The organism is Bacteroidota bacterium (assembly GCA_016711505.1).
GTDB lineage: Bacteria > Bacteroidota > Bacteroidia > AKYH767-A > 2013-40CM-41-45 > JADKIH01.
Genome location: JADJSV010000016.1, coordinates 117,592 through 144,312, shown reverse-complemented (window position 1 = coordinate 144,312; position 26,721 = coordinate 117,592). Strand labels below are relative to the sequence as shown.

At 37.3% G+C, this 26,721-nt stretch carries 24 protein-coding genes; 12 read left to right on the top strand and 12 right to left on the bottom strand.

Annotation, left to right across the window (positions count from 1 at the left end; all coding sequences use genetic code 11):
• Positions 1–204: 204 nt before the first annotated feature.
• Positions 205–1,266 (bottom strand): hypothetical protein, encoded by a 1,062-nt coding sequence (locus IPL24_13540; protein MBK8364635.1) that lies wholly within the window; start codon positions 1,264–1,266, stop codon positions 205–207.
• Positions 1,267–1,481: 215 nt separating this feature from the next.
• Between IPL24_13540 and IPL24_13535 the strand changes: the two genes are divergently transcribed.
• A complete protein-coding gene (locus tag IPL24_13535; GenBank protein ID MBK8364634.1) occupies positions 1,482–2,417 on the top strand; it encodes an SPFH domain-containing protein in 936 nt (311 codons plus the stop codon).
• Between the two features lie 1,007 nt (positions 2,418–3,424).
• On the opposite strand, the gene IPL24_13530 is transcribed toward IPL24_13535, so the two are convergent.
• The 4 genes from IPL24_13530 to xseA are packed head-to-tail and all read right to left on the bottom strand — an operon-like array spanning position 3,425 to position 7,800.
• Complete coding sequence (locus IPL24_13530; protein MBK8364633.1) at positions 3,425–5,623, bottom strand: SpoIIE family protein phosphatase; 2,199 nt, start codon at positions 5,621–5,623, stop codon at positions 3,425–3,427.
• Positions 5,616–6,104, bottom strand: coding sequence for a hypothetical protein (locus IPL24_13525; protein ID MBK8364632.1), 489 nt, complete (start codon positions 6,102–6,104; stop codon positions 5,616–5,618). The genes IPL24_13530 and IPL24_13525 overlap by 8 nt, the downstream gene beginning before the upstream one ends.
• A 29-nt stretch (positions 6,105–6,133) precedes the next feature.
• Positions 6,134–6,328, bottom strand: a complete 195-nt coding sequence (gene xseB / locus IPL24_13520; GenBank protein MBK8364631.1) for an exodeoxyribonuclease VII small subunit — start codon at positions 6,326–6,328, stop codon at positions 6,134–6,136.
• A complete protein-coding gene (gene xseA / locus IPL24_13515; protein MBK8364630.1) occupies positions 6,328–7,800 on the bottom strand; it encodes an exodeoxyribonuclease VII large subunit in 1,473 nt (490 codons plus the stop codon). Before xseA ends, xseB begins: the two co-directional genes overlap by 1 nt.
• A gap of 241 nt (positions 7,801–8,041) precedes the next feature.
• Between xseA and IPL24_13510 the strand changes: the two genes are divergently transcribed.
• The 11 genes from IPL24_13510 to IPL24_13460 all read left to right on the top strand — a co-directional run bounded on the left by IPL24_13510 (position 8,042) and on the right by IPL24_13460 (position 21,421).
• A complete protein-coding gene (locus IPL24_13510) occupies positions 8,042–8,812 on the top strand; it encodes a hypothetical protein (protein ID MBK8364629.1) in 771 nt (256 codons plus the stop codon).
• Entirely contained in the window at positions 8,757–10,994 is a 2,238-nt protein-coding gene (locus IPL24_13505; protein ID MBK8364628.1) for a T9SS type A sorting domain-containing protein, read from the top strand. Before IPL24_13510 ends, IPL24_13505 begins: the two co-directional genes overlap by 56 nt.
• A gap of 286 nt (positions 10,995–11,280) precedes the next feature.
• Positions 11,281–13,296 carry a T9SS type A sorting domain-containing protein gene (locus IPL24_13500; GenBank protein MBK8364627.1) on the top strand — a complete coding sequence of 672 codons (2,016 nt, stop codon included), beginning with the start codon at positions 11,281–11,283 and terminating at the stop codon, positions 13,294–13,296.
• A gap of 123 nt (positions 13,297–13,419) precedes the next feature.
• Positions 13,420–13,779: a hypothetical protein gene (locus tag IPL24_13495; GenBank protein ID MBK8364626.1), complete on the top strand. Its 360-nt coding sequence runs from the start codon at positions 13,420–13,422 to the stop codon at positions 13,777–13,779.
• Between the two features lie 116 nt (positions 13,780–13,895).
• Positions 13,896–14,591, top strand: a complete 696-nt coding sequence (locus IPL24_13490; protein ID MBK8364625.1) for a VCBS repeat-containing protein — start codon at positions 13,896–13,898, stop codon at positions 14,589–14,591.
• A 56-nt stretch (positions 14,592–14,647) separates the two neighbouring features.
• On the top strand, positions 14,648–16,108 hold the full coding sequence (locus IPL24_13485; protein ID MBK8364624.1) for a T9SS type A sorting domain-containing protein: 1,461 nt from the start codon (positions 14,648–14,650) through the stop codon (positions 16,106–16,108).
• Between the two features lie 6 nt (positions 16,109–16,114).
• Entirely contained in the window at positions 16,115–16,786 is a 672-nt protein-coding gene (locus tag IPL24_13480) for a methyltransferase domain-containing protein (GenBank protein ID MBK8364623.1), read from the top strand.
• Between the two features lie 64 nt (positions 16,787–16,850).
• Positions 16,851–17,546, top strand: coding sequence for a ComF family protein (locus tag IPL24_13475; protein ID MBK8364622.1), 696 nt, complete (start codon positions 16,851–16,853; stop codon positions 17,544–17,546).
• Positions 17,547–18,189: 643 nt separating this feature from the next.
• Positions 18,190–18,684 (top strand): GAF domain-containing protein, encoded by a 495-nt coding sequence (locus IPL24_13470; protein ID MBK8364621.1) that lies wholly within the window; start codon positions 18,190–18,192, stop codon positions 18,682–18,684.
• The gene (locus tag IPL24_13465; protein ID MBK8364620.1) at positions 18,681–20,294 is read left to right on the top strand and encodes an Ig-like domain-containing protein; all 1,614 of its coding nucleotides are present in this window, start codon (positions 18,681–18,683) and stop codon (positions 20,292–20,294) included. The genes IPL24_13470 and IPL24_13465 overlap by 4 nt, the downstream gene beginning before the upstream one ends.
• An 11-nt stretch (positions 20,295–20,305) precedes the next feature.
• A complete protein-coding gene (locus tag IPL24_13460; GenBank protein MBK8364619.1) occupies positions 20,306–21,421 on the top strand; it encodes a serine hydrolase in 1,116 nt (371 codons plus the stop codon).
• A 122-nt stretch (positions 21,422–21,543) separates the two neighbouring features.
• On the opposite strand, the gene IPL24_13455 is transcribed toward IPL24_13460, so the two are convergent.
• The 7 genes from IPL24_13455 to IPL24_13425 form a co-directional block, all read right to left on the bottom strand.
• The gene (locus tag IPL24_13455) at positions 21,544–22,317 is read right to left on the bottom strand and encodes an amidohydrolase (protein MBK8364618.1); all 774 of its coding nucleotides are present in this window, start codon (positions 22,315–22,317) and stop codon (positions 21,544–21,546) included.
• A gap of 16 nt (positions 22,318–22,333) precedes the next feature.
• Positions 22,334–23,521 (bottom strand): methionine aminotransferase, encoded by a 1,188-nt coding sequence (locus IPL24_13450; protein MBK8364617.1) that lies wholly within the window; start codon positions 23,519–23,521, stop codon positions 22,334–22,336.
• Between the two features lie 160 nt (positions 23,522–23,681).
• Positions 23,682–24,005 (bottom strand): response regulator, encoded by a 324-nt coding sequence (locus IPL24_13445; GenBank protein ID MBK8364616.1) that lies wholly within the window; start codon positions 24,003–24,005, stop codon positions 23,682–23,684.
• Positions 23,984–24,199 carry a response regulator gene (locus IPL24_13440; protein ID MBK8364615.1) on the bottom strand — a complete coding sequence of 72 codons (216 nt, stop codon included), beginning with the start codon at positions 24,197–24,199 and terminating at the stop codon, positions 23,984–23,986. Before IPL24_13440 ends, IPL24_13445 begins: the two co-directional genes overlap by 22 nt.
• 155 nt (positions 24,200–24,354) lie before the next feature.
• Positions 24,355–24,696, bottom strand: a complete 342-nt coding sequence (locus IPL24_13435; protein MBK8364614.1) for an Hpt domain-containing protein — start codon at positions 24,694–24,696, stop codon at positions 24,355–24,357.
• 24 nt (positions 24,697–24,720) lie between these two features.
• Complete coding sequence (locus tag IPL24_13430; protein MBK8364613.1) at positions 24,721–26,328, bottom strand: response regulator; 1,608 nt, start codon at positions 26,326–26,328, stop codon at positions 24,721–24,723.
• A gap of 11 nt (positions 26,329–26,339) precedes the next feature.
• Positions 26,340–26,717 (bottom strand): response regulator, encoded by a 378-nt coding sequence (locus IPL24_13425; protein ID MBK8364612.1) that lies wholly within the window; start codon positions 26,715–26,717, stop codon positions 26,340–26,342.
• Positions 26,718–26,721: the final 4 nt, after the last annotated feature.

Here is a 26,721-nt window from a genome sequence, read left to right as displayed (position 1 = left end):
ACCCCAACATTATTCTTTGTGCCCTCAGTGTTTATTTAACTTTTTTTTCGGGAATTATTTCAAGTAACGCATATACAGAAATCACAAACGTCCCATACAAATAAATCGGAACTGGAGCGAGATAGAGAATATAAGAACAGGTAGAAGCCAATATGAGTATGATTAATGAATATTTTTTTCTGAAAAACAGAATAATTAAAAAGATCAGTCCGCTAAAAGCTGAAAAGTATGTAAGCCACAATGACGAAGTCTGATATCCAAATGAAAAGATTCAAAGACATTCAGAGTTGCATTTCTTAAGATGATAAAAGGATTTTCTTTTGCAAATTCAGTAAACTTTTCCATTCCCCATTTCGATTCACCCATGATCACTTCGGCATCATACATTGAAGGAGTAGATTCATAAGAATAATTTTTTCCGGTTGCCTTTGAATAGTCTGCAAAAGAGATGTTGTCGGAAAATCCTTTTACAGGTGATCCGGGATAGGCTCCCAGTGAACTGTACATTACATGTCCCGGGTGCTTTGCGAGATATCCGGGTTGCATTATAAAAACTGAAACAATGAAAACACCTAAGGCGATTACCCTTCTTAAAGGCGCGATGTGATAAAATCCGAAAATGATTATAAATATACTAAGAGGCAGCGTCGAGATACGGATATGATAGATGCATGCAAGAGTTATTGAAGAAAGGAGTAGAAGCAAAAATGTTTGCTTTTTTGGATTCAACAGAATGAGTACGATGATGTATGATCCTATTACCTGCCAGAAATAATAGAATGGAAAAATGGTCAGATAAAGAATTGCAGGATTTATAAAGTAAAGAAGAAAAAACAGAAGTCGTTTTAATGTTGTTTTAAAACTCAACATGATCAGAAAGCAAAAGAAACAGTGAATCAAAAGTTGAAATGATTTCAGTGCACCGATATCGCCTTGAAAGAAAAACATGATTTTTGCCAGTCTGATCGCATAAATTAATCCGGGCTGATTAAGTTGATACTGATGAGTTGAATCTTCTTCTGAAGAGAACCGGTAATTGTCGATCGCTTTTCTTTTTTCATGAATGTTTTCAATTAAGTTCAGCTTTTTCAGCGTATCAACCTCATTCAGATTGAAAACCCAGTTATCATTGCCAGAAAGTGCAGCTCCCGAAAAATAAGGAACTGTAATTTCCGGAGTCATGATCTTGCCTTTGTCAACAAGAAGAGATACTCCTTTTGCAGAAACCAGGCATGTAAGAAAAAGTAAGAGTCGTTTAAAAAACATTTGCTGCAAATTAAATAATAATATTTCTTGTTTTGTGAAAGAATAGAACACTAAGGTCACTAAAATTTGTCACAAGGGCACTAATTAAAAATGCTTCACTTGTGTTCTTGTGCTGAAAACTTAGTGACCTTAGTGTTAATCTTATTTTTAACTTTCCCTAAATCTCATCTTCAAAAATTCCTACATTGCTTTAAATTTCTCAAAACCACATCCACATGAGTTCTTCCTTAATTGCAACAATTGTAATAGTAGCATTGTTGTTTTTCTGTTTTGTAACGGTACAGCAGGGAACTGTTGCAGTCATTACTATTTTCGGAAAGTATCGCCGGTTAATGCATCCCGGATTAAATTTCCGGATTCCTTTAATTGAGCAGATCTTTAAAAAGATTTCCGTGCAAAATCGCTCAGTCGAATTGGAATTTCAGGCCATAACTATTGACCAGGCCAATGTCTATTTCAAAGCCATGTTACTTTACTCTGTAATCAACACTGAAGAAAAGAATATCATGAGTGTTGCTTTCAAATTTGTCGATGACAGGAATTTCATGCAGGCATTGATCCGAACGATAGAAGGTTCAATACGTGGTTTTGTTGCGACAAAAAAACAAGCAGATGTACTCGGATTAAGAAAAGACATTACAGAACACGTAAAAGAACAGATCGATATCGGACTGGAAGAATGGGGATATCATTTGCAGGATCTTCAGTTGAATGATATTACTTTCGACGATGTGATCATGAAGTCAATGAGTCAGGTTGTTGCGTCGAACAATTTAAAAGCTGCAGCTGAGAATGAAGGCCAGGCATTGTTGATCACAAAAACTAAAGCTGCCGAAGCGGATGGAAATGCGATCAAGATCTCAGCCGGAGCAGAAAAAGAAGCAGCACAGTTACGTGGACAAGGCGTTGCCCTCTTCCGTCAGGAAGTTGCAAAAGGTATGACTGAAGCTGCGCGTGAAATGCAACAAGCTAACCTTGACACTTCAGTGATTCTATTCAGTATGTGGATGGAGTCGGTAAAGAATTTTGCAGAACACGGACAAGGAAATATGATCTTCCTGGATGGTTCCGTTGATGGAATGCAAAAGACAATGAAGCAGATGATGGGGATGAATAAGTTGATGAGCGATAATCCTGAAAGTGGAAGGTAATCTCTTTACTTATTTTATTATTACTCGCAACAGTCAAGTTAAAAAATATTTCTCAAAAAATTATTTAGAATCTTACTTTAATTTACTTTTTGAGGGAATTGATACAGCTAAAATTTATTTATTAATTCTTGTGCGGGCCTTTTTCGTCTCCCCACACCACAGCTAGCGCATAGGCTCAACTTAAAAAAATAATGTAGTTATTCGTTGTGACACAATTATTTTAAAAATATTTTTAGCAAATAGCCTTTATTGCCGTCAAACACAATCATTTGGTTGGGCGAGTTTTCTTTATTTATAATTTAGGCCTTGGCCTAAACAAGCTTTTCAAAAAAAAACTCCGAAAATTTGTCACCTAAAATTGAAATCGGTTGTTTAAAAATATATCGTTCATCAAAATCAATTTCAAAGTGTTGAAGCAATTTTCGGTACTCTTCAGTGAAAGAGATCTTTGATGTTCTGGTTTAATTTAATCACTTCTCAAATCGGAAAGGCTCCTATCCACCCTATTTCTCATTTATTTCACTTACTCGTCAGCTTTTATTTCTTGCATCAAATCAGGAGTCAGTGGGTTCCTTGCGCGTCAGCCATTTTATAGCAATTTGGTTCTTAATTTTGGAAATGTTTTGTGTCCGTTCCCATTGGGACATTAAAGCTTCCTTTCCAAAATGTGTTGTGTTCTCACTAGGAATAAATCCTCGCTAAAGGGTTGACTTTCTCGTGTTATTTAGTGTTACAAAAGTTTGGCCTAAGGCTGCTCTAAAAACATATACTTATTATGAATTCTTGAGTTTAAATTAATGACATTCATATAAAGCTAAGACAATAAAGTAGGTGACGGTACACTTAATTTCGATACAAATAAATATTATTAAGTTGACGGCTATATGCAACAAAAAAAAATGAATCAGGACTCATTGTCCTTACATTGAAAATGTTTTATCGGTTATTGATTACTTATTTCTTGAACCAAAACTAACTCTGTTTATGTTTAAGATTTAATTAAAAAATCAAAACCTCACCCCAATCACCAACACATCATCAACCTGCCCAACATTTCCTTTCCAGTCGTGAAAGGCTTTTAGCAAATATTTCTGTTGCTCAATCATGGAAAGAGGTTGAATCTCTTTTAAAATTTCCCGGAAACGTTTACTTAAAAATTTCTTTCCTTCCGGACCGCCGAATTGATCGGCATAGCCATCAGTGAATAGGTAGATAGTGTCTCCTTTTGACACAGGTATTTCGTGTTGAGAGAATTCTTCTTTTCTAGCAGACTGATAGCCGCCAATTGCAGATTTGGCCGGTTTGATCATTGTCATTTCACCATTTTTAAAGATCCAAAGCGGGCGATTGGCCCCTGCATATTTGAGGGTAGAATTTTTCAGATCTAACGAACAAAGGGCTATATCCATTCCGTCGTGAATTTCTTTTTCACCTTCACTTTGTTTCAAAGCATCAATAATTCCTGCATTCAGATTTTTCAGGATCTGAGCAGGTTCTGTAACTCCATTTTCATTGATGATCTGATTCAGTACAGAAGTTCCTATCATACTCATGAAGGCCCCTGTAACTCCATGGCCTGTACAATCTGCTGCTGCAATAATAACTTTATCATTCTTTTGTGAAAAGGAATAAAAGTCGCCGCTTACAATATCTTTCGGCAGATATATGATGAATGAATCATTCAATGTCTGATAAATAAGTTTTATCTCCGGTAAGATCGCTTCCTGAATTCGTTTTGCATATTGAAGATTATCAAGAATGTCGCGATTCTTCAGCTCGATTTCTGTTTTCTGCCTGTTCACCTCATTAGTTCGCACAGTAACCATTTGTTCCAGTTTCTCATTCTGATTTTCAAGAATGCGTTTTCTTTCATTGTCTTGTTCTACAGTTTTATCAAATAACTGTTTAATCTCATTGATCTGTGCCTGCAATTTATTATTCATTCGTGCAAAATCACGAGCAAGGTAGATGGTCATGGAGAGTGAGACGCTTAACAAAAATGAATATCCGAAAAATTCTCCGGTATGGTCATCAATTTGTTCACTCCATTTTGTAAAGCCTGTGCTTTCAAGAAAGGATGATAAGAGTGATAAAACAATAACTCCTATTATCGGAAAGAATAATCCGAACAAAAATATCCGCGCCCCATCCCGTTTGTTTACAATACCTTTTATGAAGACTCTTATCGTTTCAACTAGTCCTGCCAGGAAGAAAATAACCATTGTGATCATTCCGATTTCTCTCTGATTGAAGACAAAAAGACACAAAGAGGAAATTATTATCAGTCCGGCTAATACCCAAAAGAACTTCAGCAACCTTTTATAAAATATCTGATAAAGAATGCTTATGAAGAATAATGGTACGGTATAGGAAGCAATTGATTCAAGCTGAAGAATTCTTTGTGTTGTACGCATATCTTGTCCGGCAAACAAGGTATACATGCCAAAGAAAATACAGAAGAGCATAAATGTAAACAGACTGTAATATAAGTTCGCTCTGTTTTTATGATAGTAGATGAAGAGGATCAGATGGAATATTCCCAAAACGCCGAAGATCGTTGCAAAGATCAACATGATCGCTTGCTGGTGGAAATCAGATTCTTCTTCAATCGCTATTTCTGCATCATAGAAACTGGAGCCAAAAGCTTTTTCTTTATTGCCACTATTAAAAACAATTTCTGATTTTTTCTCTTCTCTGAATTTTGCAACTCTTACGGCAATAACATGTTCAGTTTTCTGATTCAACGAAACCGGGATCATGGAAGTACGGAATGTGTATCCGGAGGTGTAATTTTCAAAGGTAGAAGCGACGACGCCAATTTTCTTCACAAGCATTCCGTCAAAATAAACTTCACATGCACCATGGCAAAGTATTTCAATAGCAAATGCTCTGCTTGTTAAAGTGGAATCGACTTTGAATTTTCCCCTGAACCAGACGATACCATCATGTTTTTCCAGTAAAGTGTCGTTGTCGGTAGAGTCAGCAATGGTAGGCCTCCAGTCAGTGTCATCGAAATCAAATTTCGACCATTCAGGATTGTCGCCGATCTTGTAACGATAAATGGTATCGAGATCAATTTCTTTCTTTAAATTTTGCGGAGTGACCAGATTTCCATATTCAGCTGCTGCAAACAAATGATTGTTATTCGTTCCGGAAAGAACAAACAAAAGTAAAAATGATAATAGAAAAGATAGTTTGCTATTCATAATTATTCAATGTTCCGGCTGAGATCGTCAAATAACTCTTGTCGTCGGGAACTGACAAATTTAATCGAATATTTTTCTTTTGAAAGTAAGTTCTGGTAGTTTTGTCATTATCATTCTTGCTTTCGCTGATCAGAAGAAAGCCTGATTTCAAAAGCACAAGTTGGATATTCTCAAATTCTCCGGGTTTCGGATTGACCAGAAAGACATCTATACTTCTCAGATTCTGCTTTGAATCAATGTAACAATGGATCTTCGTAGGCTGCGATTTTGAATCATATACTTTAGCTACAAGCGGAACACTATAGATGCTTGCCATTGTAGCTGCTTTTCGTCCGGCTATGTTATCATATTTGGACGTTTCATGATAATCGTTATTTTTCAGCCAGCTTTCATAATTGGAGAAATTTTTATCTAAAGATGTCTCAATAGAGTTTATATAAGACCATTGGGCCTTTGATTCTTTATTTAAAAGAACAAGCATTGTAAAAATTAATATGAGTCGTACGATTTTCAAGATGCTGATTTTTCTATTCCTTTCAATAGTTCATTTACTTCCTTTTCTGTTCCGTCAAGTTTTTTTCTGCAGAGTTGAATTAAAACCGATGCCCGTTTTACTTTTTCGCTCAGTTCGTCGACGCTGATACTTCCATTCTCAATTTCATTCACAATCTCCTGCAATTCATTATATGCTTCTTCGTATTTCATTATTTTGTTTTTTTGATTTCTATTACTGTTCCTGTAAAACTTCCTGATGCCAGTATTGTTTCAATTACTTCTCCGGAAACAATTTCATCTGTAGAAGTGATGGCTTTCCCTTTCTTTCGTGTGATCGAATACCCGCGGGCCAGAGTATTGATCGGGTCAAGCAATTTCACTTTTGACTCTATCAGATTCAGATTTTGCTTCAGATCTTTGAACTGATGTGAAACTTGCTTAAGCGACTTGGCATTTTCATTGATCAGACTTTTGTCAATCTGTATTCTGCCGTTTGCATTGCTATATAACTGCCGTGATAGTATGCTGATCAGGTTTTTCTGTTGTGGAATAAGTTGACGTCCGGGAATATTTTTAATCACATTGATGTTATTCTGTAAATATGTCCGTTCATCCAGTGTATATCGAAGGCTGAATTTAACGAGTAATTCTGTTGTTTTATTGATCAGTGCATGATTTTTTTCCATTGATGTATTACACAAGACCTGAAAATCTTTTATTGTATCATGAAGCGTTTCTTTGGACTCAGATAAAAATTCTGATGTAAATCCGATCAGGTTTTCTGTCAGCTGTCTGATAAGGACATCCTGAGCAGAGAATTTTTCCAGAAAGAAATCTGCAGCAGCAGTAGGAGTGATGCAGTTCTTAAAAGCAACCATTTCAGTTACCGTTTCATTTGTTGCATGACCGATTCCCGTAACTATCGGCAGCGGGAAACTTGCTACTTCTTTTGCAAGAACATATTCATCATAACAGGCAAGTCCGGTATCGCCTGCACCACCTCTGATGATAGTGACAACGTCAAAATCACTGATACGTGAAGCAATTTTTTGTAATGCTCTGATGATAGTTGTTACTGCATTATCACCTTGAAGAGTAGCTTCAAAAAGTGAAAGCTCGAGCACAAACTTTTTGTGATAATTATTGATCGTACTGATGAAATCCTGATATCCTCTGCTGGTTTCAACAGATATTACAGCAATTCTTTTTGGTAAAATCGGAAGTACTTTTTTCTTATTCAGATCAAAAACATTTTCCTGTTTGAGTTTAAGAATAGCTTCATTTTTCATTTTGGCCATTTCACCCAACGTAAAAGCAGGTTCTGCATCTGTCACGTACAATGAAAATCCATGGATAGGATGGAAAGTAACATTACACTGAAAAAGAACTTTCATTCCAGAGCCAAGTTCTGCATTGATAGTTGACCTGAATTTTTTCTGAATGATCTGATAGAAATCTGACCAGATAATTCCTTTGCATTGAGCTACCATTGTCGATTCATTTCTGTCGACCAGTTCAAGATAACAATGTCCGCTCGCCTGATGAAAGTTCAATTTTACCAATTCGCATTTCACCCAGAATTTTCTCGACTCGTAATTTTTTTTCACGACCGATTGAACCGAATTCATCACTTCCAGCAAAGAATATGATTTTTGGACGAGATCGGAATTTTGTTCGTTCATAGAAAAGTAAAATGGGAGTTTAGGCAGTCACAAGATGCAAAAAAAGAGGCATTTATTATTCTAGTCTGATTCAAAGGAAGTTCAATTGATTGAACGAAAGGACCATAAATCTGTAGTTTCGTTTTTTTTACCTCCAAAAACATGCTTTTTACAATATTTTGAGCAATTTTCATATATTAAACAGCATCTTTTAAACAGCATCGCCGTATATTTGTAAGTTCTTAATAATCAAGTCAAATTAATGCGGTTTTCAAGCGGTCAAAAAGTAAAGAGTTCTGTCGTTTTTTTTTCATCGATACTATTTCTTTTATTTTCTTTCAATAGTTGGAGTCAGTCAGTTTTATTGGATGATTTCAATCGCCCTGATAACAATACTGTCGGATTAAGTTGGGTTGAAACGCAAACTGTTTCTCCAACTTCAGCAACTGTCAACACAAACGTTTTAAGAATGAGTAGTGGAACAGCAGGTCGCGATTATGTGACTTACGATGTTTCAGCAATGTACAATACAGTTCTTTCATCAAATACAGGTTTGCTTGAATGGGCATTTAACATGCGACAATCGCGCGCAGATCCTTCCGGATTCGATGCCGGGAATTATGGAATTGCTTTTGTTTTAGGTGCAACAACAAATAATTTTCTGACAGCAAGTGGTTATGCAGTTGTTCTCGGAAATTCCGGTTCAGGTGATAATCTTCGTTTAGTAAGTTTTGCAAGTGGAGTAGCAACTAACCTTGGTCTTTCTGCCGTCATAAATCCGGCGAATGATTTTGGATCAGATTATCTGACCGTAAAAGTTACATACAATCCGGTCGGAAATGTCTGGACACTTTATCTCGGAACAGTCACTGCAAATTTTGTCGATCCTGCACTTGCAACCTTTAACACAATTGGATCAGCAAGTAGTTCAACCTATACATCACTTGATCTGATGTATCTCGGTTGTTTATGGAATCATGCAACCGGTGCTACAGAGTCAGGAGTTTTTGATAATATCAGAATTCCAACATAGCGCGAATACTACGTTTGGAAGTGGTACTCAAATTTCAGCAGGTGAATATGTAGTGTATAGCGGAAGTGCAAACACAATTTCAATTTCCGGTTTGAATGCTACTACAACTTATTATTTTTCCATTTTTGAATTCAATGGAAACGGATGTACATCCAATTTTCTCACCGGCCCGGCAACAGGTAATGCAACTACGATTGGTTGTGTACTTGCAAGTCAGCCAACCGTTGCCCCAAGCGGACTTTCAGTTTCTTCTACTATGTCGAATAGCATGAATGTAACATGGACACGCGGGAACGGTGCTTATTGTATTGTAGTTTGCAGAGGCGGAAGTGCAGTGACTTCAGCGCCTGTCGATGGGACAGCATATACTTCAAATGCTACTTACGGACTTGGAAGTACAACTTCTCCCGGCGATTATATTGTCTATTCAGGAACAGGAACGAATGTAAATGTTCTTGGTCTGATGCCGGGTACTGCATATTTCTTTTCTGTTTACGAAATGAACGGAACAGGTTGCAATACAAATTATCTGATCACGCTTAATACTACAACAAGTACAACAAATCCTGTTGTAGCGTACACAACTTACTTTGGAAATCTGCATTCGCATTCAGATTATTCTGATGGCGACATGGACAATGTATGCAACGGTGCGGGAAGTCCTGACTGTTGTTATACAATTGGAAACACTGCCAGTTATTTTGATTTCATGGGCATCAGTGATCACAATCATAATGAAGGTCCGATCATGACACCGGCTTTATATTCAAGTGGTGTTTCTGAAGCTTCAACGTATTCATCAGTGAATCCCGGCTTTGCTGCATTGTATGGAATGGAGTGGGGAACGATCTCTACCGGTGGTCACGTTGCAATTTATGGAGTGAATCAATTGATTGGATGGAATTCCGGAAACTATAATATTTTCGTAGCAAAGGGTGACTACAATGGTTTATTCAATGTGATCAACAATACATCGGGAGCATTTGCAACGCTTTGTCATCCGAATAATACGGACTATGGTAATTTACTTGGATCGGCCTATAACGCTGCTTATGATAATGCTATCGTTGGAGTAGCAATTAAGAACGGACCATACAATTCATCGAATGTGACTTATTCTGATCCGGCAACGAGTACAAATATTACTTACTGGAATTCTCTTTTAGGAAAAGGATATCACCTCGGTCCAACTATGGATCTGGACAATCACAATTCAGTTACTATGGGAAAATCAAGTCAAGCCCGTACTGCTATTCTTGCACCTTCCATGAGTGTGAATAATGTAATGGAAGCCATGCTGAATATGCGTTTCTATGCAACAGAAGATTATAATTTAGGATTGACATATAATATAAATGGAATTTTTCCATTAGGAAGTATCGTTACTCAAACAGTTGATCCAACAATTAATGTTACGACCTCCGATGGAAATGGTGAAACGATAACTCAGATCAGAATTTTTTATGGTGTACCCGGAAGTAATGCGGCTCCGACTGTATTAACAACCGTAGCCGGTTCTTCGCTTGTCTATACGCATACATTCGCTTCCGGAACGTATTATTATTATGCGGAAATAACACAAGCAGACGGACAAAAAGCCTGGACGTCGCCGATCTGGTATACAAAGATCGTAACACCATTGCCAATAGAATTATTATCTTTTACAGGCGAAGTTACATCGAAAGGAAATCTGCTGCAGTGGAATACAGCTTCTGAAACGAACAACAATTATTTTTCAGTTGAAAGAAGTGCAGACGGCAAAAATTTTAAAGCAATAGGCCAGGTCAAAGGTGCAGGTAATAGTACTCAGGAAAACAGTTATAGCTTTCTTGATGTATGGGCTCCTGAAGGAATTAATTATTATCGTTTGAAGCAAACTGATTTTGATAACAATTCAACCAATTCCCACATCATAGCTTTGCGATCAAATAAGAAAGATGAACTTTTCTTAATTTATCCGAATCCGGCGTCAGGTAGTTTTATTGTTTCTGTAAAGGAATTTAGTTCCGAAGGGTATAGTATCTCAATTTCAAATTCTGTAGGACAAGTTGTTTTTACAAAAGACAATATTACAACCGAACAGTTAAAATTATCACCTGATTTAAGAGACGGAGTTTACACGATAAGTCTTTTGATAAATGAAGAGATTTTCAATAAGAAACTGATAATCCGCGGTAACTAAGCCCTGTTATTTTCAAAAATAGTTGACTATCAATCTGAAATAGGCATTATTTTAACCCTGTTGGCATAAATTTTTTATAGCATTTTCGAATGATTTTTTTGCCGAACGCCTGCTTTTTATTAACTTGAACACTTAAAGCAATGCAAATGAAAAGCCGAACATAAATTCATGGTTCGGTAACATTGTTTTGAAACCGTTGTTTAAATGTAAATCTGCTGAATTGAATCATCAGAGCAAATAATAAAGAGTAAAAAAAATGAAACTGAACTTCCACACACCGCTAAAAATGATCTTTTGCTTTTTTCTTTTATTTACATCTTCTTATGGAAGTGCGTTTGCCCAGCAACCCATTATTCCAACCTTGACATTATCGGCTACTGCAGGTTCTTGTAACGAGATCAATCTGAATTTTTTTCCAGGAGATGGAAACCGCAGATTGATCATAGCAAATGCAGGTTCTCCGGTATCGGAATTTCCGGTAGATGGAACAGGCTATAATGGCGGATCGATTTATGGAACCGGATCAAATCTGGGGAATGGAAACTTTGTTGTTTACAACGGTAGTGGATCAAGTACAACTATCAGTGGATTAGATGGCGGAACAGAATACTTTTTCGCAAGTTTTGAATTCAATGGAAACGGTGGCGGAACGAATTATCTGCTTACAGGTTATCCGGAGTCAAATGAGATCGCGCCGGGAATTTCGCTTACTGTACTTTCTTCTTCAGGAGATATTTGTATAGGTGACAGTGTTCAACTGCAAGCAAGTGGTGCATTGACTTATTCATGGACACCTTCAGGAACTTTGTCCAGTAATTCTGATCCAATCGTTACTGCAATTCCTGTTTCTACAACAACATATACAGTTACTGGGACTGATGTTGGTGGTTGTCAGGATTCAAAAACTTTGACAGTAATTGTGAATCAATTACCATTGGTAACCTTAAGTTCATTTCAATCCATTTGTATAAATGAAGGTATTGTTGAGCTCTCAGGTGGAAATCCGGCCGGAGGAACTTATTTTGGAACAGGAGTTACTGCAAGTGAATTAGATCCGACAATACCAGGTCCCGGAAACAATCAGATCGGATATACCTATACTGATATTCACGGATGTATTGATACAGCCACCAGAAATATAAATATTAAAAGTGCACCGGTTGTAACTTTAAGTACACTGGCAGATGTTTGTATTGATGCATCTCCATTTGCAATGAGTGGTGGTTCGCCTGCAGGAGGAGACTACTCAGGAACAGGAGTAAATGGAAATGATATTTTCAATCCGGCAACTGCCGGAGACGGAGCGCATACTATAACATACATTGCAACTGCACAGGGTTGTTCTGATACAGCAACAAATACACTATCAGTAAATCCATTGCCAACTGTTTCATTTTCTAATTTGCAATCGACATGCGTCAACACAGCTGCATTTACTTTGACTGGCGGTAGTCCTGTCGGTGGTACATATACCGGAACTGCTGTAACGAGTAATCAATTCAGTCCTTCAACAGCAGGTGAAGGAACTTTTAATATTACCTACACCTATACTGACATCAATGGCTGTTCTGACGAATCTTCAGAGTCAATTCTTGTGAATGGTATTCCTGCAGTTTCGTTTTCTGCATTACCAAATGTATGTCAGAATACTGGACCTGTTGCCTTATCTCAGGGAAGTCCCGCAGGCGGAACATATAGCGGTCCCGGTGTTGGCGGATCAACTTTCTTTACAGGTATTGCAGGTGCTGGAACGCATAATCTGACATACACTTATACCGATGCAAACAGTTGCTCAAATTCTGCCGGACAAAGCATAGTTGTAAATCCGATTCCGACTGTTAATCTTGGAGCAGATACTACAATTTGTTCAAATTCTTCTATCGTTCTCAATGGTGGAAGTTTTAGTACTTATGCCTGGTCGACAGGTGCAAACACTCCTTCAATTACTGTAGATAGTTCAGGCAGAGGATTAGGCTCATTCCGTTTTATTTTAATTGCGACAAACACGTTTGCCTGTGCTAACAGGGATACGATTTTTGTGACTATTGATGCGTGTAATGGAATTGATGAGAATTCTAAAATCAGTTTTGAAACATATCCCAATCCATTCGCAGGGAATTTTGTAGTCAGAATGAATTCTCTTTTTGATGTTCAGGTTTATGATCTTACAGGAAAGTTAATTTTTAACAGAGAGAAGATCATTGATCAGGTTGTTCTTGGAGATGAATTTCCTTCAGGATCATATCTTTTGAGAGTGAAAACTTCACTCGGCGAAGGTTCTTCGATTATTGTGAAGCAATAAATTCACCGCAATTTTCAGAAAGTTTTTCCGGCAATCAGTTCACAATTATTTTTTCGACATGAAAAAAATCACTTGTGGAATTGAAATGTGCTTTTATCTTTGCCTCAAGACGGAAAGATAAATATGGTAAAACTAAATCTTACTCATCATGAAGAGCAGCTGATGAAGCGTGTTTGCGAGCTGCAACTGGATTCATTTGAAAGAATCTTAAGTGGACAAAGAGAATTTGATATTGATGATAAATTAAAAGAACATCAGGTTTCAGAACCTGAGTTAAAAGAAATGATCACGCAGGTTGTCCGTCAGTATATGGACATCAATCATAAACCCGACTCCCTTTTTCATATTCATGCAGATCTTCTGGTAAATTTCAGAGATGCGCTTGATTTCAATACAGAGTCATTATCCGAACATTCTACTCATATTCCTTCGCTTCTAAGTAAGCTGGATTATGCTATGTTTATTTCGCAGCACAAAAATTGATTTTTTGTAGTATATAATTCGGGATTCGTTTTTCGAAGGACGTTATCCACTTTCACCTATTGGTTATTTTTTATTTGTTGTGACTTTTCATGACTGAAAATCGGGTATATTTACATATGAATAAGAAATTAGTAGTACTCTTCAGTTTACTGTTATTGGCAGGTATTTCCCATGCCCAAATGTATTTTAACAGGACGATGAATATCCCTGTTGTAAATGGATCACAACTTCAAATGCCCTGGGCAGGCGGATTAAATTATCCTCTTTTCTCCAATATCGATTTGAATGATGACGGACTGATCGATCTTTTCGCTTTTGACAGAAGTGATAATCGCGTTACAACATATATTAACACTGGAACTTCCGGATCAAATTGCTGGCGTTATGCACCGGAGTATGAAAATATTTTTCCGAAAATGACCGGATGGGCATTTTTATACGATTACAATTGTGATGAAAAGCCGGATCTATTTACCGTAGGATTCAGAAACAACAGTATCTCTCAATACATCAATGATTCTCCTCCGGGTGGATTACATTTTACACTTATTGATTCAACAATGCTTGTAGATGGCGGTGCCGGTGGTCCTGCCAATATTTTTGCCAGTGCATTGTTAATGCCGAACTTTAATGACATCGATGGTGATGGCGATATGGATATCATCGGACAACAGTTTCAATGTGTTGGAGCTTTTGCTTATTATAAGAATATGTCAATGGAGCATCATGGAGTGTGTGATACACTGAATGATTATGTAATCAGAAACATATGCATGGGGAAAATTTGCTCTGCGTTCAGGTGCGTATGCTGATGTAACTGTAGGTTTTTAACATCAACTGTTTTTCAAATCCCAATGATAATTATGATATGTCTGTTGCTGCACCTATGGACGATACTTATGCTAACATCGCTACGATCGATATCGATGGCGATGGAGATATGGATGCATTGATAGGTGATTCGCAAACAAAAAACAGTTTACTTGTTGTAAATGCTCCTGCAAGTGGAACAGATTTTATGGTATCACAGGACACAGCATTTCCTTCTTATAATGTGCCGGTTAATATTCAATCATTCGCCATGCATTCATATGTTGATGTCGACAATGATCAGATCCGCGATCTTGTAGTTTCAAATTATGAATATGAAAATAATAATGGAACGATCTATTACCATAATACAGGAACGGATAGTCAACCGATATTTGATTATATAAAAAGAAATTTTCTTGCAGATCAGATGATTGATGTTGGTGAAGCTGCTGCTCCTGCACTCTTTGATTATGATAATGACGGATTGCTTGATCTGGTAATTGCAAATAAGAAAAAGACGATTACTCCATCCACTTATTCCACCGGATTGGCATTGTACAGGAATACCGGTACAGCAACGATACCGTCATTTGAATTTGTAACGGATGACTATTTGAATCTGATTTCACAAAATTATATGGGTAAACTTTCTCCTGCTTTTGGTGATTTGGATGCTGATGGAGACAAAGATCTTCTGATAGGAATTGATTCAGGAGAATTGATCTACTACCGGAATGATGGTGGAAGTTTTGTTTTTATTACTGCTATGTATATGTCAATTGATGTAGGTAATGGTGCTTCTGTGCAGATATTTGATGTGAATCAGGACGGGAAACTGGATCTTTTAACAGGTGAAAAAAATGGGTCTTTAAGTTATTTCGAGAATGTAGGCTCGGCAACGATTCCATTCTTTACTGTTACGCCGACTATTAGTTTGTTTAGTGGATTTAGTTTTAATGTTGCTCCATCAACTGATTCTTATTCTACAACATATATATTCCGGCAAAATAATGATACAAAAATGCTGGTGACTACTATGAGTGGTGACATTTATTTGCTTGGTAATATTGATGGAAATCTGTCCGGTACGTTTACTGTCCTTGATACTGTAGTTTCAAAATATCTTGGAAACCGTTATGGTCCTCATACTTCAATTTGCGGAGGTGATCTGAACAATGATCAGAAGGATGATATAATTGTTGGATTATACGGAGGCGGAGTGCAGGTATTTTATCAGGATATTGTCAATTCCACATTTGAATCTTCTTCTGACAAAGAGATAAGTGTTTATCCAAATCCGGCAACTGAAAATCTGATCGTGAAATTGAGATCAGGATCCTTGAATACAAAATGTCTGATGTATGATTTACATGGCAGAAAAGTCGACGAGAAATTGCTGATTGATGGTTACACCGTTTTCAATACTTCAAAACTGGCATCCGGAATTTATTTCATTCATATCCGTACAGGAGAATCTGATGTAGTGAGAAAAGTTGTTATCACTCAATCAAATTAGAATTGAATGTCTGATTTGAACTATTCTGAATTTGCGATCGACTTTGATCTGCAGCTTAAAGATCATTTGGTAAAAGTATCACGGATCAGAGACATTGATAAACTTTTCAATCAATTACTTTCGAAAGCTCCATCGGATCTGAATATTGTCGATGAAAGAATGCCATACTGGGCCGATCTCTGGCCATCAGCGATCGGAATTTCAGAATATATCGAATCGCATACTGAAATTGTAAAGGATAAACATGTTCTTGAAATAGGCTGCGGATTAGGATTGCCCGGTATTGTTGCAGCTTTGTGTGGTGGAATGGTCACCATGACAGATTACCTTCAGGAGGCACTTGATTTCGCAGAGAGTAACTGGAAGAAAAATTTGTCGGCAAAGTTTGCCGGACAATTATTGGATTGGCGTCATGTGAGTCCAATAGCGAAAACAGATGTCATAATTGCTTCTGATGTTGCCTATGAAAGCCGGTCGTTTGAGCCTTTGAAAAATGCCATAGAAAATATTTTGAAACCTGATGGTGTCTTGCTCTTAAGCGAACCTAACAGAAAATTTGCCTCGCCATTTATAATGCTTTTAAAAAAAGATTTTGATCTGAAAAAGACAGACATCAATGTAACTTTGGATAGCATAGATTATATTATTTCAGTTTACAGAGGAACCAAAAGAAAGTAATACCACTTCTCTTATTTTATGCGGTTACGATTCCGGTTTTTGTTGACGATTTTTGAAATCAAAAATGAAAAACCGAATCAAAAAAATGTCAGACGATCTGCTATGGATTTTTTATCCGACGCTTTGTGCCGCATGTGATCGGCCATTGCTAATGGGCGAAGAATGTTTATGTACATTCTGTAAATTTTATTTACCGCGTACTAACTTTCACTTGCAAACTATTAATCCTGTTGCCAAGCATTTCTGGGGAAAAGTTCCTATACAAGCAGCAACCGGGTACTATTATTTCAGCAAAGGGGAGAAGGTGCAAAGGTTAATTCATAAATTGAAATACAAAGACCGCAAAGATGTTGGAATGTATATCGGACAGCTGATGGGTTCTGATATCAAAGGGTCGCCATTTCCTGTGCCTGATATCGTTGTTCCTGTTCCTTTGCATGAGAAAAAACTGAAGATCCGGGGTTATAATCAAAGTGATTTCATTGCAGAAGGTTTTGCAAAAAGTATGAATGCCGTCTTTGAACCACAAATGATCTATCGGAATAAAGAAACAGAGACGCAGACAAGAAAACACCGGTTTGAGCGCTATTTAAATATGGACAATGTATTTAGCGTCAATAAAGAATTAGCTCCGGCAGATAAGAATATTTTGTTGATAGATGATGTGATCACCACAGGGTCCACTTTGATTTCATGTGCGGAAGCCTTACTTGAAATTCCCGGGACTAAATTGTCGATTGCCTCGATTGCTTGTGCATGATATATGGTTGGACGTTTTAAATCAATCTTTTTAATTTAGAATTTAATTAATCATGCCGCTTAATTATTTTTTTCAATTCAAAGATATCGATTGACCACGTGCGACTCCTCCGGAGTCGTTTCGGTTCATGGTTTGTTTTTTTTCTACAAATGTGTGACCACTAACGTGGTCAAGACAAATTAATCATTCTACGTTGGGCTTTAGTTCTTGATGGCGACCTTTTCTCTGTCTAATGTTTCTTGAACTTCTATTGATTGCCATGACTCGAAAAGGTCGCATGTGTAGAAAATGAATTAATGAAGCGGCCCTGACTCTAGAGTAGTCGAATCTGAATTGTGTGAATTGTACAATTTGGATTTCAAAAATGTATTCAAATCTGATCACGAAAAAAATGTCTCAAATGTTTTATAAGCCATTATTAATTGCAGGACCACGTAGTGGTCACACATTGGTAGCTATGGAATAGGGCAGCGGCCTCCGACTCCGGAGGAGTCGAACATGAATTCGTAGCGATTTTAATAACGGTACATCAAGTCGCGGAATTGAATTTTAAGACAGGGAAAAGCGAGGATAAAGGCAATTTTTTGTGACCTTTAATTTCCCGATAAAATAACCGTAAAATTTCCCATCTTTGCAGCACATTATGTCTGAGAATATTCACATCGAAACTCATCTGAGCAAGGCGGAAAAGTACAGTGCACTTTTACCTCAATTGAAAGCACTTACAGAAGGAGAGCCGGATAGTTTAGCAAATATTGGAAACATCATCGCCGGACTAAAAGATACATTCTCTTTTTTCTGGATTGGGTTATATTTTGTTAAACCATCTCCCAAAGGTGAAGAACTTGTTTTAGGGCCGTTTCAGGGACCTGTTGCTTGCACGAGAATTCAGAAAGGGAAAGGTGTTTGTGGTACTTCATGGGAGAATTCAGAAACGATCATAGTTCCTGATGTTGATCTTTTTCCCGGACATATTGCCTGCAGTTCGTTATCAAGATCGGAAATTGTCGTACCAATTATTAAAGGCAACATGGTTGTTGCAGTTTTGGATGTCGACAGTGAGTTTGTTTCGCACTTTGATGAGACTGATGGAAAGTATCTTGAAGAAGTATGTAAAATGATCGCTGCCTTTGTATGATAAAAAAGGCTTCCATATATTTTCTGCTTGTACTTCTCACATCATGTGCGATCCGCGTTGATCCATCAGGTGGGGAGAAAGATATTCTTCCTCCAAAAGTTCTGAAGACTGTTCCTGAAAATTATTCGATCAATACAAAGCCTACAGATATTGTTTTGACATTTGATGAATTTGTACAGCTGAAAGACATCTCTACCCAGCTTGTTGTTTCTCCTTTACTGAAATATCCTCCTGAGTCAAAGATCAAAAAGAAATCTGTTTATATTCATTTTCAGGATACATTGGAAGAGAATACAACTTACACTCTGAATTTTGGAAATTCAATAACCGATAACAATGAAGGTAATCCACTGGAAAATTATCAGTTTGTTTTTTCAACAGGAGCAGTTGTTGATTCACTGAAAATAAGTGGAAAGATTGAATACGCTTTTGATCATAAAAAAGAAAAGAATCTTCTTGCAATGATCTATAAAGGAAACGATGATTCGTTACCATTCAAACAACGTCCGAATTATTTTGCAAAAACGAATGATAATGGTGAGTTTACAATAAACAATATTGCACCCGGTAATTACAAGCTCATCGCACTGGAAGACAAAGACGGAAATTACCTTTATACAAATGGAGAAGAACATATAGGCTTTGCTGATTCAAGGATTGAGGCCGGTGATGAAAAAGTTCAGATGAGATTATTCAAAGAACCTCCGCCTCTGCGTTTAAATAAGTCCGTTTCTTTATCCCCCGGAAAAGTTTTACTTGTATTCTCAGCAGCAGCAGATACAGTTAAACTTAACTTTTTGAGTGATACTACTAAGTTGGAGATATTTTCAAAAGAATTTTCTGATCAGAAAGATTCTTTAACGATACTCTATAAAAACACAGAAGTAGATTCTTTGAGTTTTTATTATTTTGGCGGAAAGAAGATGGATACTGTCGATGTCCGGTTATTCAAGCAAAATTCTCAGGTAACAGGAAGAGGTAAATTTGCTCTTTTGTTCGAGCCTGCTGATAAAACATCAGAACATCATTTTTACTTACCTTATAAAGTGATGAGCAATCATCCATTGGTGAGCTTAAATGAAAGTGCATTTGTTTTGAAGAGGGATACTGTTGTAGTTTCTGATTACAAAACCTTTTTTACCGATAGTATAAAATCGTCTTTTCTAATCGATGCTAAATGGGTAGAAAAATCTGAATATGAATTATTCATTCCTCCCGGGACAGCAACTGATATTTATGGATTGAAGAATGATACCACCATTTTGGAATGGACAGTCCGCCCTGAAACTTATTACGGTACTATGATGTTAAAATTGTCAGCAATCAAGGCGAATGTAATAGTTCAGCTTTTGGATGACAATGATTTTGTAGTCCGGCAATCGTATGTAAAAGGAGATACTGCAATTCAATATTCATACCTCGATCCGAAACTATACAGGGTGAAGCTCATTGATGATGCAAACGGAAATAACATGTGGGATTCAGGAAATTTGATGAAAAAAATTCAGCCTGAATCAACAAAATACTATCCGGAAAAAATTACGGTAAGAAGTAACTGGGATGTTGATGTTAAGTGGGATTTTACAATTAAACCTGAAACAGAAAAATAAAATTTAGTGCTATGAGAAAAGGAATATTCCTGCTAACATTATCTGTAATAGTTTTTTTATTTGGTGGCTGTAAAGTTGGCCGGTATTTCTGGTATAATTTTTCAAACATTACGGATCATAAAATTTTCCCTTCACGGCCGCTACATGGGTCGGCGCAACCATTTAAGTTTATCGATGCACAAAATAATATGGCTGTCGATAACAACTTAAAAATTAAAGATCACGCAGGCGTTACAACAGATTTCAAGACGTTCATTGAAAAATCGCCTACAGTCGCATTTCTTATCATTAGAAATGATAGTTTGATATATGAAAAGTATCAGGATGATTATGACACTGCTTCCGTCGTGGCTTCGTTTTCTGTTGCAAAGTCATATGTTTCTGCATTGATAGGAATTGCAATTGGAGAAGGAAAGATCAAAAGTGAAGATGATCCGATTGTAAATTATATTCCTGAATTAAAAGATAAGTACAACTGGAATAATGTAACGATCCATCATGTATTGCATATGGCATCAGGGGTTAAATTTTCGGAAGGATATAATTCGCCATTCAGCGGGGCAGCTTCGTTTTACTACGGTAAGACTTTGAGAAAAAGTCTTACAAAACTGAAGACTGAAAAAGGACCGATGGAAGGATTCGATTACAAGAGTGTGAATACAGAAATTCTTGGGTTAATTCTTGAAAGAGCGACCGGAAAACCGATCACAGAATATTTAGATGAAAAGATCTGGCGCCCTTTGCAAATGGAATACGATGCCAGCTGGAGCATCGATAAAAAGAACAATGGTTTGGAGAAAGCATTTTGTTGCATCAATGCAAGGGCAAGAGATTTTGCAAAGTTTGGAAGGTTATATCTGAATGGCGGCAACTGGAATGGTCAGACGATCGTTCCTAATGAATGGGTGAAAAAATGTATTGCTCCAAATACAGAAAAGGGTGGAGCAGAATATTACAATCGTCAGTGGTGGGTAGGGCCTAAGGAAAATGATTTCGCAGCTATCGGACACCTTGGTCAATACATTTATGTTCTCCCCGAAAAAAATCTGATAATAGTTCGCTTAGGAACAAGCAGAGCGAAGGAGGAGTGGATCGATATTTTGAGACAGGTTGCCAGGCAGATGTAATCTTGTATTGTAAGAAAAATTTCAACACTAAGATCACTAAGTTCTTAGCACAAGAACACAAGTGATGCCTTTATAAGTGCTCTTGTGATAAATTTTAGTGAACTTAGTGTTGAAATTTAAACTTAAAATTTTATTTCAAACCCATCCCCATCCTGAAAAAAAGCAAAATGCTTTCGATATTCTTTCAATTCTTCCGGATTGAGTTCAATGGTTTCAACAGATTCTACATGCGCCTGAGTTTTTGAAATGATTTCTCCTGTAAAACCATATACAGCACTATCGCCTGAATGGTACACATCGTTTCCATCGTTTCCGATTCTATTCACACCAACAACGTAAGATTGATTTTCGATTGCTCTTGCCGGAAGTAAATTTTTCCATGCAAAGATCCGGCGCTCCGGCCAGTTGGCTACATAAACGAGCAGATCATAATCTTCAGACTTTGTACGTCGGCTCCACACGGGAAAGCGCAGATCATAACATACCATGAGACAAATTTTCCAGTCTTTGAAATTAACGATCAGTTTAGAATTTCCTGCTGTATACGTTTCATCTTCTTTAGCGTAAGAGAAAAGATGTCGTTTGTCGTATGATTTGATTTCATCAGGTGTTACCCAGATCAGTCGGTTGAAATAGTTTCCGTCCTCTTCTATGATCACACTTCCTGTAATTGCACAATTTTTTTCTGCTGCAATTTTTTTAAGCCACTGAATGGAGTTCCCTGTCATTGGTTCTGCCATCGGTTTGGCATTCATCGTAAAACCTGTAGTGAACATTTCAGGAAGAATAATTACATCAGTATCTTCAGCAATTCCGGAAATTGTTTCTTTTAATTTGGCGAGATTCTCATTCTTCTTTTCCCAGATCAAATTTGTTTGTATGATAGTAACTTTCATAATTTGATGCAGATTGTTAAACAGTAATTTTGCCGGGAGATTTTACGGATTTAATTGAGCAGATCTTTTCTGCAGCTTGTTCAAGTGTTTCATTTGTTTTTGCAAAACAGAACCTGAGCATTTTGTAATCATTCTTTTTATTATAAAATGCAGATACAGGAACAGAAGCGATTCCATTTTCTTTTGTAAGGCGAATAGCGAAATCCAGATCTTTTTCATTTGTAAGTTCACTATAGTCCAGACACTGAAAGTAGGAACCTTTTGCAGGAATAAATTTAAACTTGGATCCGGCTATAAGTTTCAAAAAGTAGTCGCGCTTTTGCTGATAGAAAGAAGCCAGTTCGAGATAATTTTTATTTTTCATAAAATCCGCGAAGGCATATTGTACAGGTGTATTGCTGGAGAATACAACGAATTGATGAACTCGTCTGAATTCAACCATTAAATTCTCCGGAGCCAGGCAATATCCCATCTTCCATCCGGTGTTATGATATGTTTTTCCAAAAGAAAAAACCACAAAACTTCGTTCAGCTAATTTCGGATAGCGCATAACACTTTCATGTTTCAGGCCGTCGAATAAAATATGTTCATACACTTCATCACTGATAATTGTGATATCAGAATTTGATGTGATCTTCTCCAACTCTTTCATGTCTTTCGACGTAAGAATTGTCCCCGCAGGATTATGCGGAGTGTTGATGATGATCATTTTCGTCTTCTGCGTAATGAGTTTTTTAACCTTTGTCCAGTCGATTGAATAATCCGGAGCGATGAGTTGCATATAAACGGGAATTCCTCCTGCAAGAAGTATAGCAGGCGCGTAAGAATCATAAGCCGGTTCGAAGATGAGAACTTCGTCACCTTCCCGGATCATTGCTGTTATGGCCGTGTATATCGCCTGCGTTCCGCCGCTTGTAATGTTTATCTCCGATTCAGGATTATAGGTTGCACCATAAAGGTCCTGAACTTTTTCTGCAATCCGTTCTCTCAGTGAAATGATTCCCTGACTGGGCGCATACTGGTTCATCCCTTTTTTCATGTAATGATTCACCAGAGAAATTAATTCTTCGGATACATCAAAGTTTGGAAACCCTTGCGAAAGGTTTATGGCTTTATGTTCATTTGCCAGAGCAGACATAACTGAAAAAATGGTTGTCCCTGCTTTGGGTAATTTTGATTTGATGTGATTGGGATAGTGAGGCATAATTTAAAAGCTGCTTCTTATGGGTTAATGTGAAGGTATGAAAAACTTTTACATCTCTTTCTCTTGTGAATTTCTTTAACTTAAAAATTCAAAAAAGTTTGTAACAAAAAAAAGCCTCATAAAAATTATGAGGCTGGTGTTTATTTGTTGAACAGAGATCTTACATCCATCCCGGACTTTTGGCAATATATCCCATTTTATAGAGTACAATGACAACGATGATGAAGGTTGCGAGACAGACTGCAAATAGCAATGTCAGTTTTTTGTATAAACGAGCTTCACCCTGAAGTTTAAGTCGTTTGATAATATTAAAGATTACATTTTCAGAACGGTGAAAAGCACTTTCGCTTTTTACGATGTAATCGAAAGCGCCATACTTAATCGTATTGACAGCGACTTCGATTTTATCCTGACCACTGATCATTACCACTTCCGTTTCAGGTCTGGCAGCTTTAATTTCTTTCAGAATTTCAATTCCATCCATAGCATTTTTCCTGCCTTGTCGAAATTGTAATCCAGGAAAACGATATGTGGTTCCTTATTCAGGTTTTTCAGACATTCCTCGCCGCTGTTAAAAACGGAGATAATGAAAGTGGAATATTTACTCAGATAATCCTGAAGCATCATTGCTTGCATGGGATCATCATCGACAATAAATATATTCTTAACTTGTTTCATAATATTTCTTGGGTGCCCAAAAATAGAAAAATTAAATTGGATTGAAGTGGAGATTTCAAAACAAAATAAGGATTTCTAACAATTGGGATGTGAGTAATACCTTTAAAAAGATTGATATTTCGAAGTTTTAAGGCCTTTTTCTTAGAAAACAGGAATTAAGCAATTTCCTGCTTAAGTTCTTCCATCGCCGAAGTGCAGATCGTTTGAAAGTTTCCCAGCATTTCAGGAAGTTTCTCGACATTCGATTTTGTTCCAGCCAGATTTTCGATTCCTTTGATAAGGTCTTCACCACCTTTGATTCCCATATAGGTGATCTGTGGCTTTAAAGCATGGGCTGTTCCCCGAAGTCCATCGTAATTTTGTGATTCAAGTTGATCTTTCATAGTTTGCAATTGACTTGGGCAATACGACAAGAACATAGAGATGTATTTTTTCATCTTGTCAGGATTTCCTCCGGTGAATGATTTCAGAAAGGTCATGTCAGTTGTGCGTTCCATAATAATTATTTAGTGTGTTTGAGTTCAGATTTTTGATTTAAGTATTGTAAGCTTGCCAAGTTTATTCAAAAGGTCTTGTGTTTCGAATGGTTTAGAAATATACGCATCCATACCGGATTCAAAACATTTGCTGACTTCCTCCGGCGTTACATTTGCAGTCATCGCCATGATTGGTGTTGCGCGTTTTTCGGTATTCATTTCGCGGATCCGTTTTGTTGCTTCAAAGCCGTCCATTTCCGGCATTTGAATATCCATTAACAGAACATCGTAATTTGCAGCAGTGATCTTTTCAATAGCGATCAATCCGTTTTCTGCAACATCTATCACCAGTTCAGGAATAAGATCGTTTAATGTATCGATAGCAACCATTTGATTGAATGGATTGTCTTCAACAAGTAAAATCCGGATACCTTTTAAGTCTGCGCCATTGATATCTTCTTCAGTGCTACGCTGACGGCCGATAGCTTTATCGCCGATCGTATAAGGAATTGTGAATATAAAAGATGTTCCTTTTCCGGGTTCGGATTTCACACCGATCGTTCCGCCTTGCAACTCTACCAACTGCTTCGATATGGTCAGTCCAAGTCCGGTTCCTCCGAATTTTCGCGTCGTGTCGCTGCTTGCCTGCGAAAAACTGTCGAAGATCTTATTGATACTTTCTTCTGAAATACCAATTCCTGTATCAATTACCGAAAACTGAATGATACTTCCATTGCCTTGTTTATTGATTTCTCTGATGTCGACAGTTACGCTACCTTTTTCAGTGAACTTGATTGCATTTCCGGCAAGATTGATCAGGATCTGATTCAATCGCGTCGGATCCCCTACAATTACAGCAGGAACATTCGGTTCTATATTTATTTTGAAAGAAAGACCTTTTTCATCAGCCTTAAAAAGCATTGCATGATAAACGGTTTCAACAGCTTCTTCGAGAGCAAATGGAATCTTTTCAAAATCCATTTTTCCGACCTCTATCTTGGAAAGATCAAGAATGTCGTTGATGATAACAAGTAAATTTTCCGAAGACCTTTTAATTACGTTCAGATATTTATGCTGATGTTCATCAAGATTTGTTTTGATCAGAAGATTCGTCAGACCGATAATTGAATTCATCGGCGTGCGGATCTCATGACTCATATTCGCAAGAAACTGCTGCTTGAACTTTTCACTCTGAACAGCTTTTTCTTTATCACGAATTGTATCAACCAGTTTTTCCTGTGCTTCCTGTCCGGCACGGATATATCGCATTTCTTCTACAGTCTTATTGATCGTAGTATCCAGGTCGGTAAAATCTATCGGCTTGGTAATAAAGTCAAACGCGCCCCGGTTCATTGCGGTACGGATATTTTCCATATCGCCATATGCACTCACAACAACAGCTTTATAATGACGGAAACGTTCTTTGATATTATTAAGAAGAGTTAACCCATCCATTTCAGGCATGTTGATGTCTGTAAGGATCATGTCGAATCCATTGCCGGTTTCGCCAAGTTTTTCGAGCGCAATTCTTCCATTCGCAGCGAATTCAAAAGTCACTTCATTATTTTTGATCCGATGACGGAATCGCTGTTTGATCAACAACTCCAGATCCGGCTCATCGTCTACCACAAGTATTTTGGCAGGTCTTTCCATTTTAAACAGAGTTATCTTTTAGCTAAAGTTAGGATTTTTTCTTTGAGGATATTAAAGTCGACAGGTTTCGTCACGAAATCATCGGCACCAAAATCCATTGCATTCTTATAATTGTTGTCGTCGCCATAGGCAGTGACCATCATAACTTTTAAGGTAGGAAAATCTTTCTTGATCGATTTTAATAATTCAAGTCCTGTCATTCCCGGCATGTTGATATCACTCAATACTAAAACGACATCGAATGGGTCTAATTTTTTCAGAAAGCTAAGGGCATCTTCTCCGCTGAAAGCAAAGTTGATAATAACTTCATTGTTCTTAACCTCTTTACGAAACCGCTGAGTGAACAACATTTCAACATCTTGCTCGTCGTCGACAATTAATATTTTGATCATA

Bases quoted from the DNA above. Each gene is read 5' to 3' on its own strand.
- IPL24_13430 (MBK8364613.1), bottom strand. From the start codon at position 26,328: ATGGAAAGACCTGCCAAAATACTTGTGGTAGACGATGAGCCGGATCTG.
- IPL24_13465 (MBK8364620.1), top strand. From the start codon at position 18,681: ATGATAAAAAAGGCTTCCATATATTTTCTGCTTGTACTTCTCACATCA.
- IPL24_13480 (MBK8364623.1), top strand. From the start codon at position 16,115: ATGTCTGATTTGAACTATTCTGAATTTGCGATCGACTTTGATCTGCAG.
- IPL24_13540 (MBK8364635.1), bottom strand. From the start codon at position 1,266: ATGTTTTTTAAACGACTCTTACTTTTTCTTACATGCCTGGTTTCTGCA.
- IPL24_13490 (MBK8364625.1), top strand. From the start codon at position 13,896: ATGAATAAGAAATTAGTAGTACTCTTCAGTTTACTGTTATTGGCAGGT.
- IPL24_13460 (MBK8364619.1), top strand. From the start codon at position 20,306: ATGAGAAAAGGAATATTCCTGCTAACATTATCTGTAATAGTTTTTTTA.
- IPL24_13510 (MBK8364629.1), top strand. From the start codon at position 8,042: ATGCGGTTTTCAAGCGGTCAAAAAGTAAAGAGTTCTGTCGTTTTTTTT.
- IPL24_13475 (MBK8364622.1), top strand. From the start codon at position 16,851: ATGAAAAACCGAATCAAAAAAATGTCAGACGATCTGCTATGGATTTTT.
- IPL24_13450 (MBK8364617.1), bottom strand. From the start codon at position 23,521: ATGCCTCACTATCCCAATCACATCAAATCAAAATTACCCAAAGCAGGG.
- IPL24_13435 (MBK8364614.1), bottom strand. From the start codon at position 24,696: ATGGAACGCACAACTGACATGACCTTTCTGAAATCATTCACCGGAGGA.
- IPL24_13440 (MBK8364615.1), bottom strand. From the start codon at position 24,199: ATGAAACAAGTTAAGAATATATTTATTGTCGATGATGATCCCATGCAA.
- IPL24_13455 (MBK8364618.1), bottom strand. From the start codon at position 22,317: ATGAAAGTTACTATCATACAAACAAATTTGATCTGGGAAAAGAAGAAT.
- IPL24_13535 (MBK8364634.1), top strand. From the start codon at position 1,482: ATGAGTTCTTCCTTAATTGCAACAATTGTAATAGTAGCATTGTTGTTT.
- IPL24_13470 (MBK8364621.1), top strand. From the start codon at position 18,190: ATGTCTGAGAATATTCACATCGAAACTCATCTGAGCAAGGCGGAAAAG.
- IPL24_13485 (MBK8364624.1), top strand. From the start codon at position 14,648: ATGTCTGTTGCTGCACCTATGGACGATACTTATGCTAACATCGCTACG.
- xseB (MBK8364631.1), bottom strand. From the start codon at position 6,328: ATGAAATACGAAGAAGCATATAATGAATTGCAGGAGATTGTGAATGAA.
- IPL24_13500 (MBK8364627.1), top strand. From the start codon at position 11,281: ATGATCTTTTGCTTTTTTCTTTTATTTACATCTTCTTATGGAAGTGCG.
- IPL24_13505 (MBK8364628.1), top strand. From the start codon at position 8,757: ATGCAACCGGTGCTACAGAGTCAGGAGTTTTTGATAATATCAGAATTC.
- xseA (MBK8364630.1), bottom strand. From the start codon at position 7,800: ATGAACGAACAAAATTCCGATCTCGTCCAAAAATCATATTCTTTGCTG.
- IPL24_13530 (MBK8364633.1), bottom strand. From the start codon at position 5,623: ATGAATAGCAAACTATCTTTTCTATTATCATTTTTACTTTTGTTTGTT.
- IPL24_13445 (MBK8364616.1), bottom strand. From the start codon at position 24,005: ATGGATGGAATTGAAATTCTGAAAGAAATTAAAGCTGCCAGACCTGAA.
- IPL24_13495 (MBK8364626.1), top strand. From the start codon at position 13,420: ATGGTAAAACTAAATCTTACTCATCATGAAGAGCAGCTGATGAAGCGT.
- IPL24_13525 (MBK8364632.1), bottom strand. From the start codon at position 6,104: ATGCTTGTTCTTTTAAATAAAGAATCAAAGGCCCAATGGTCTTATATA.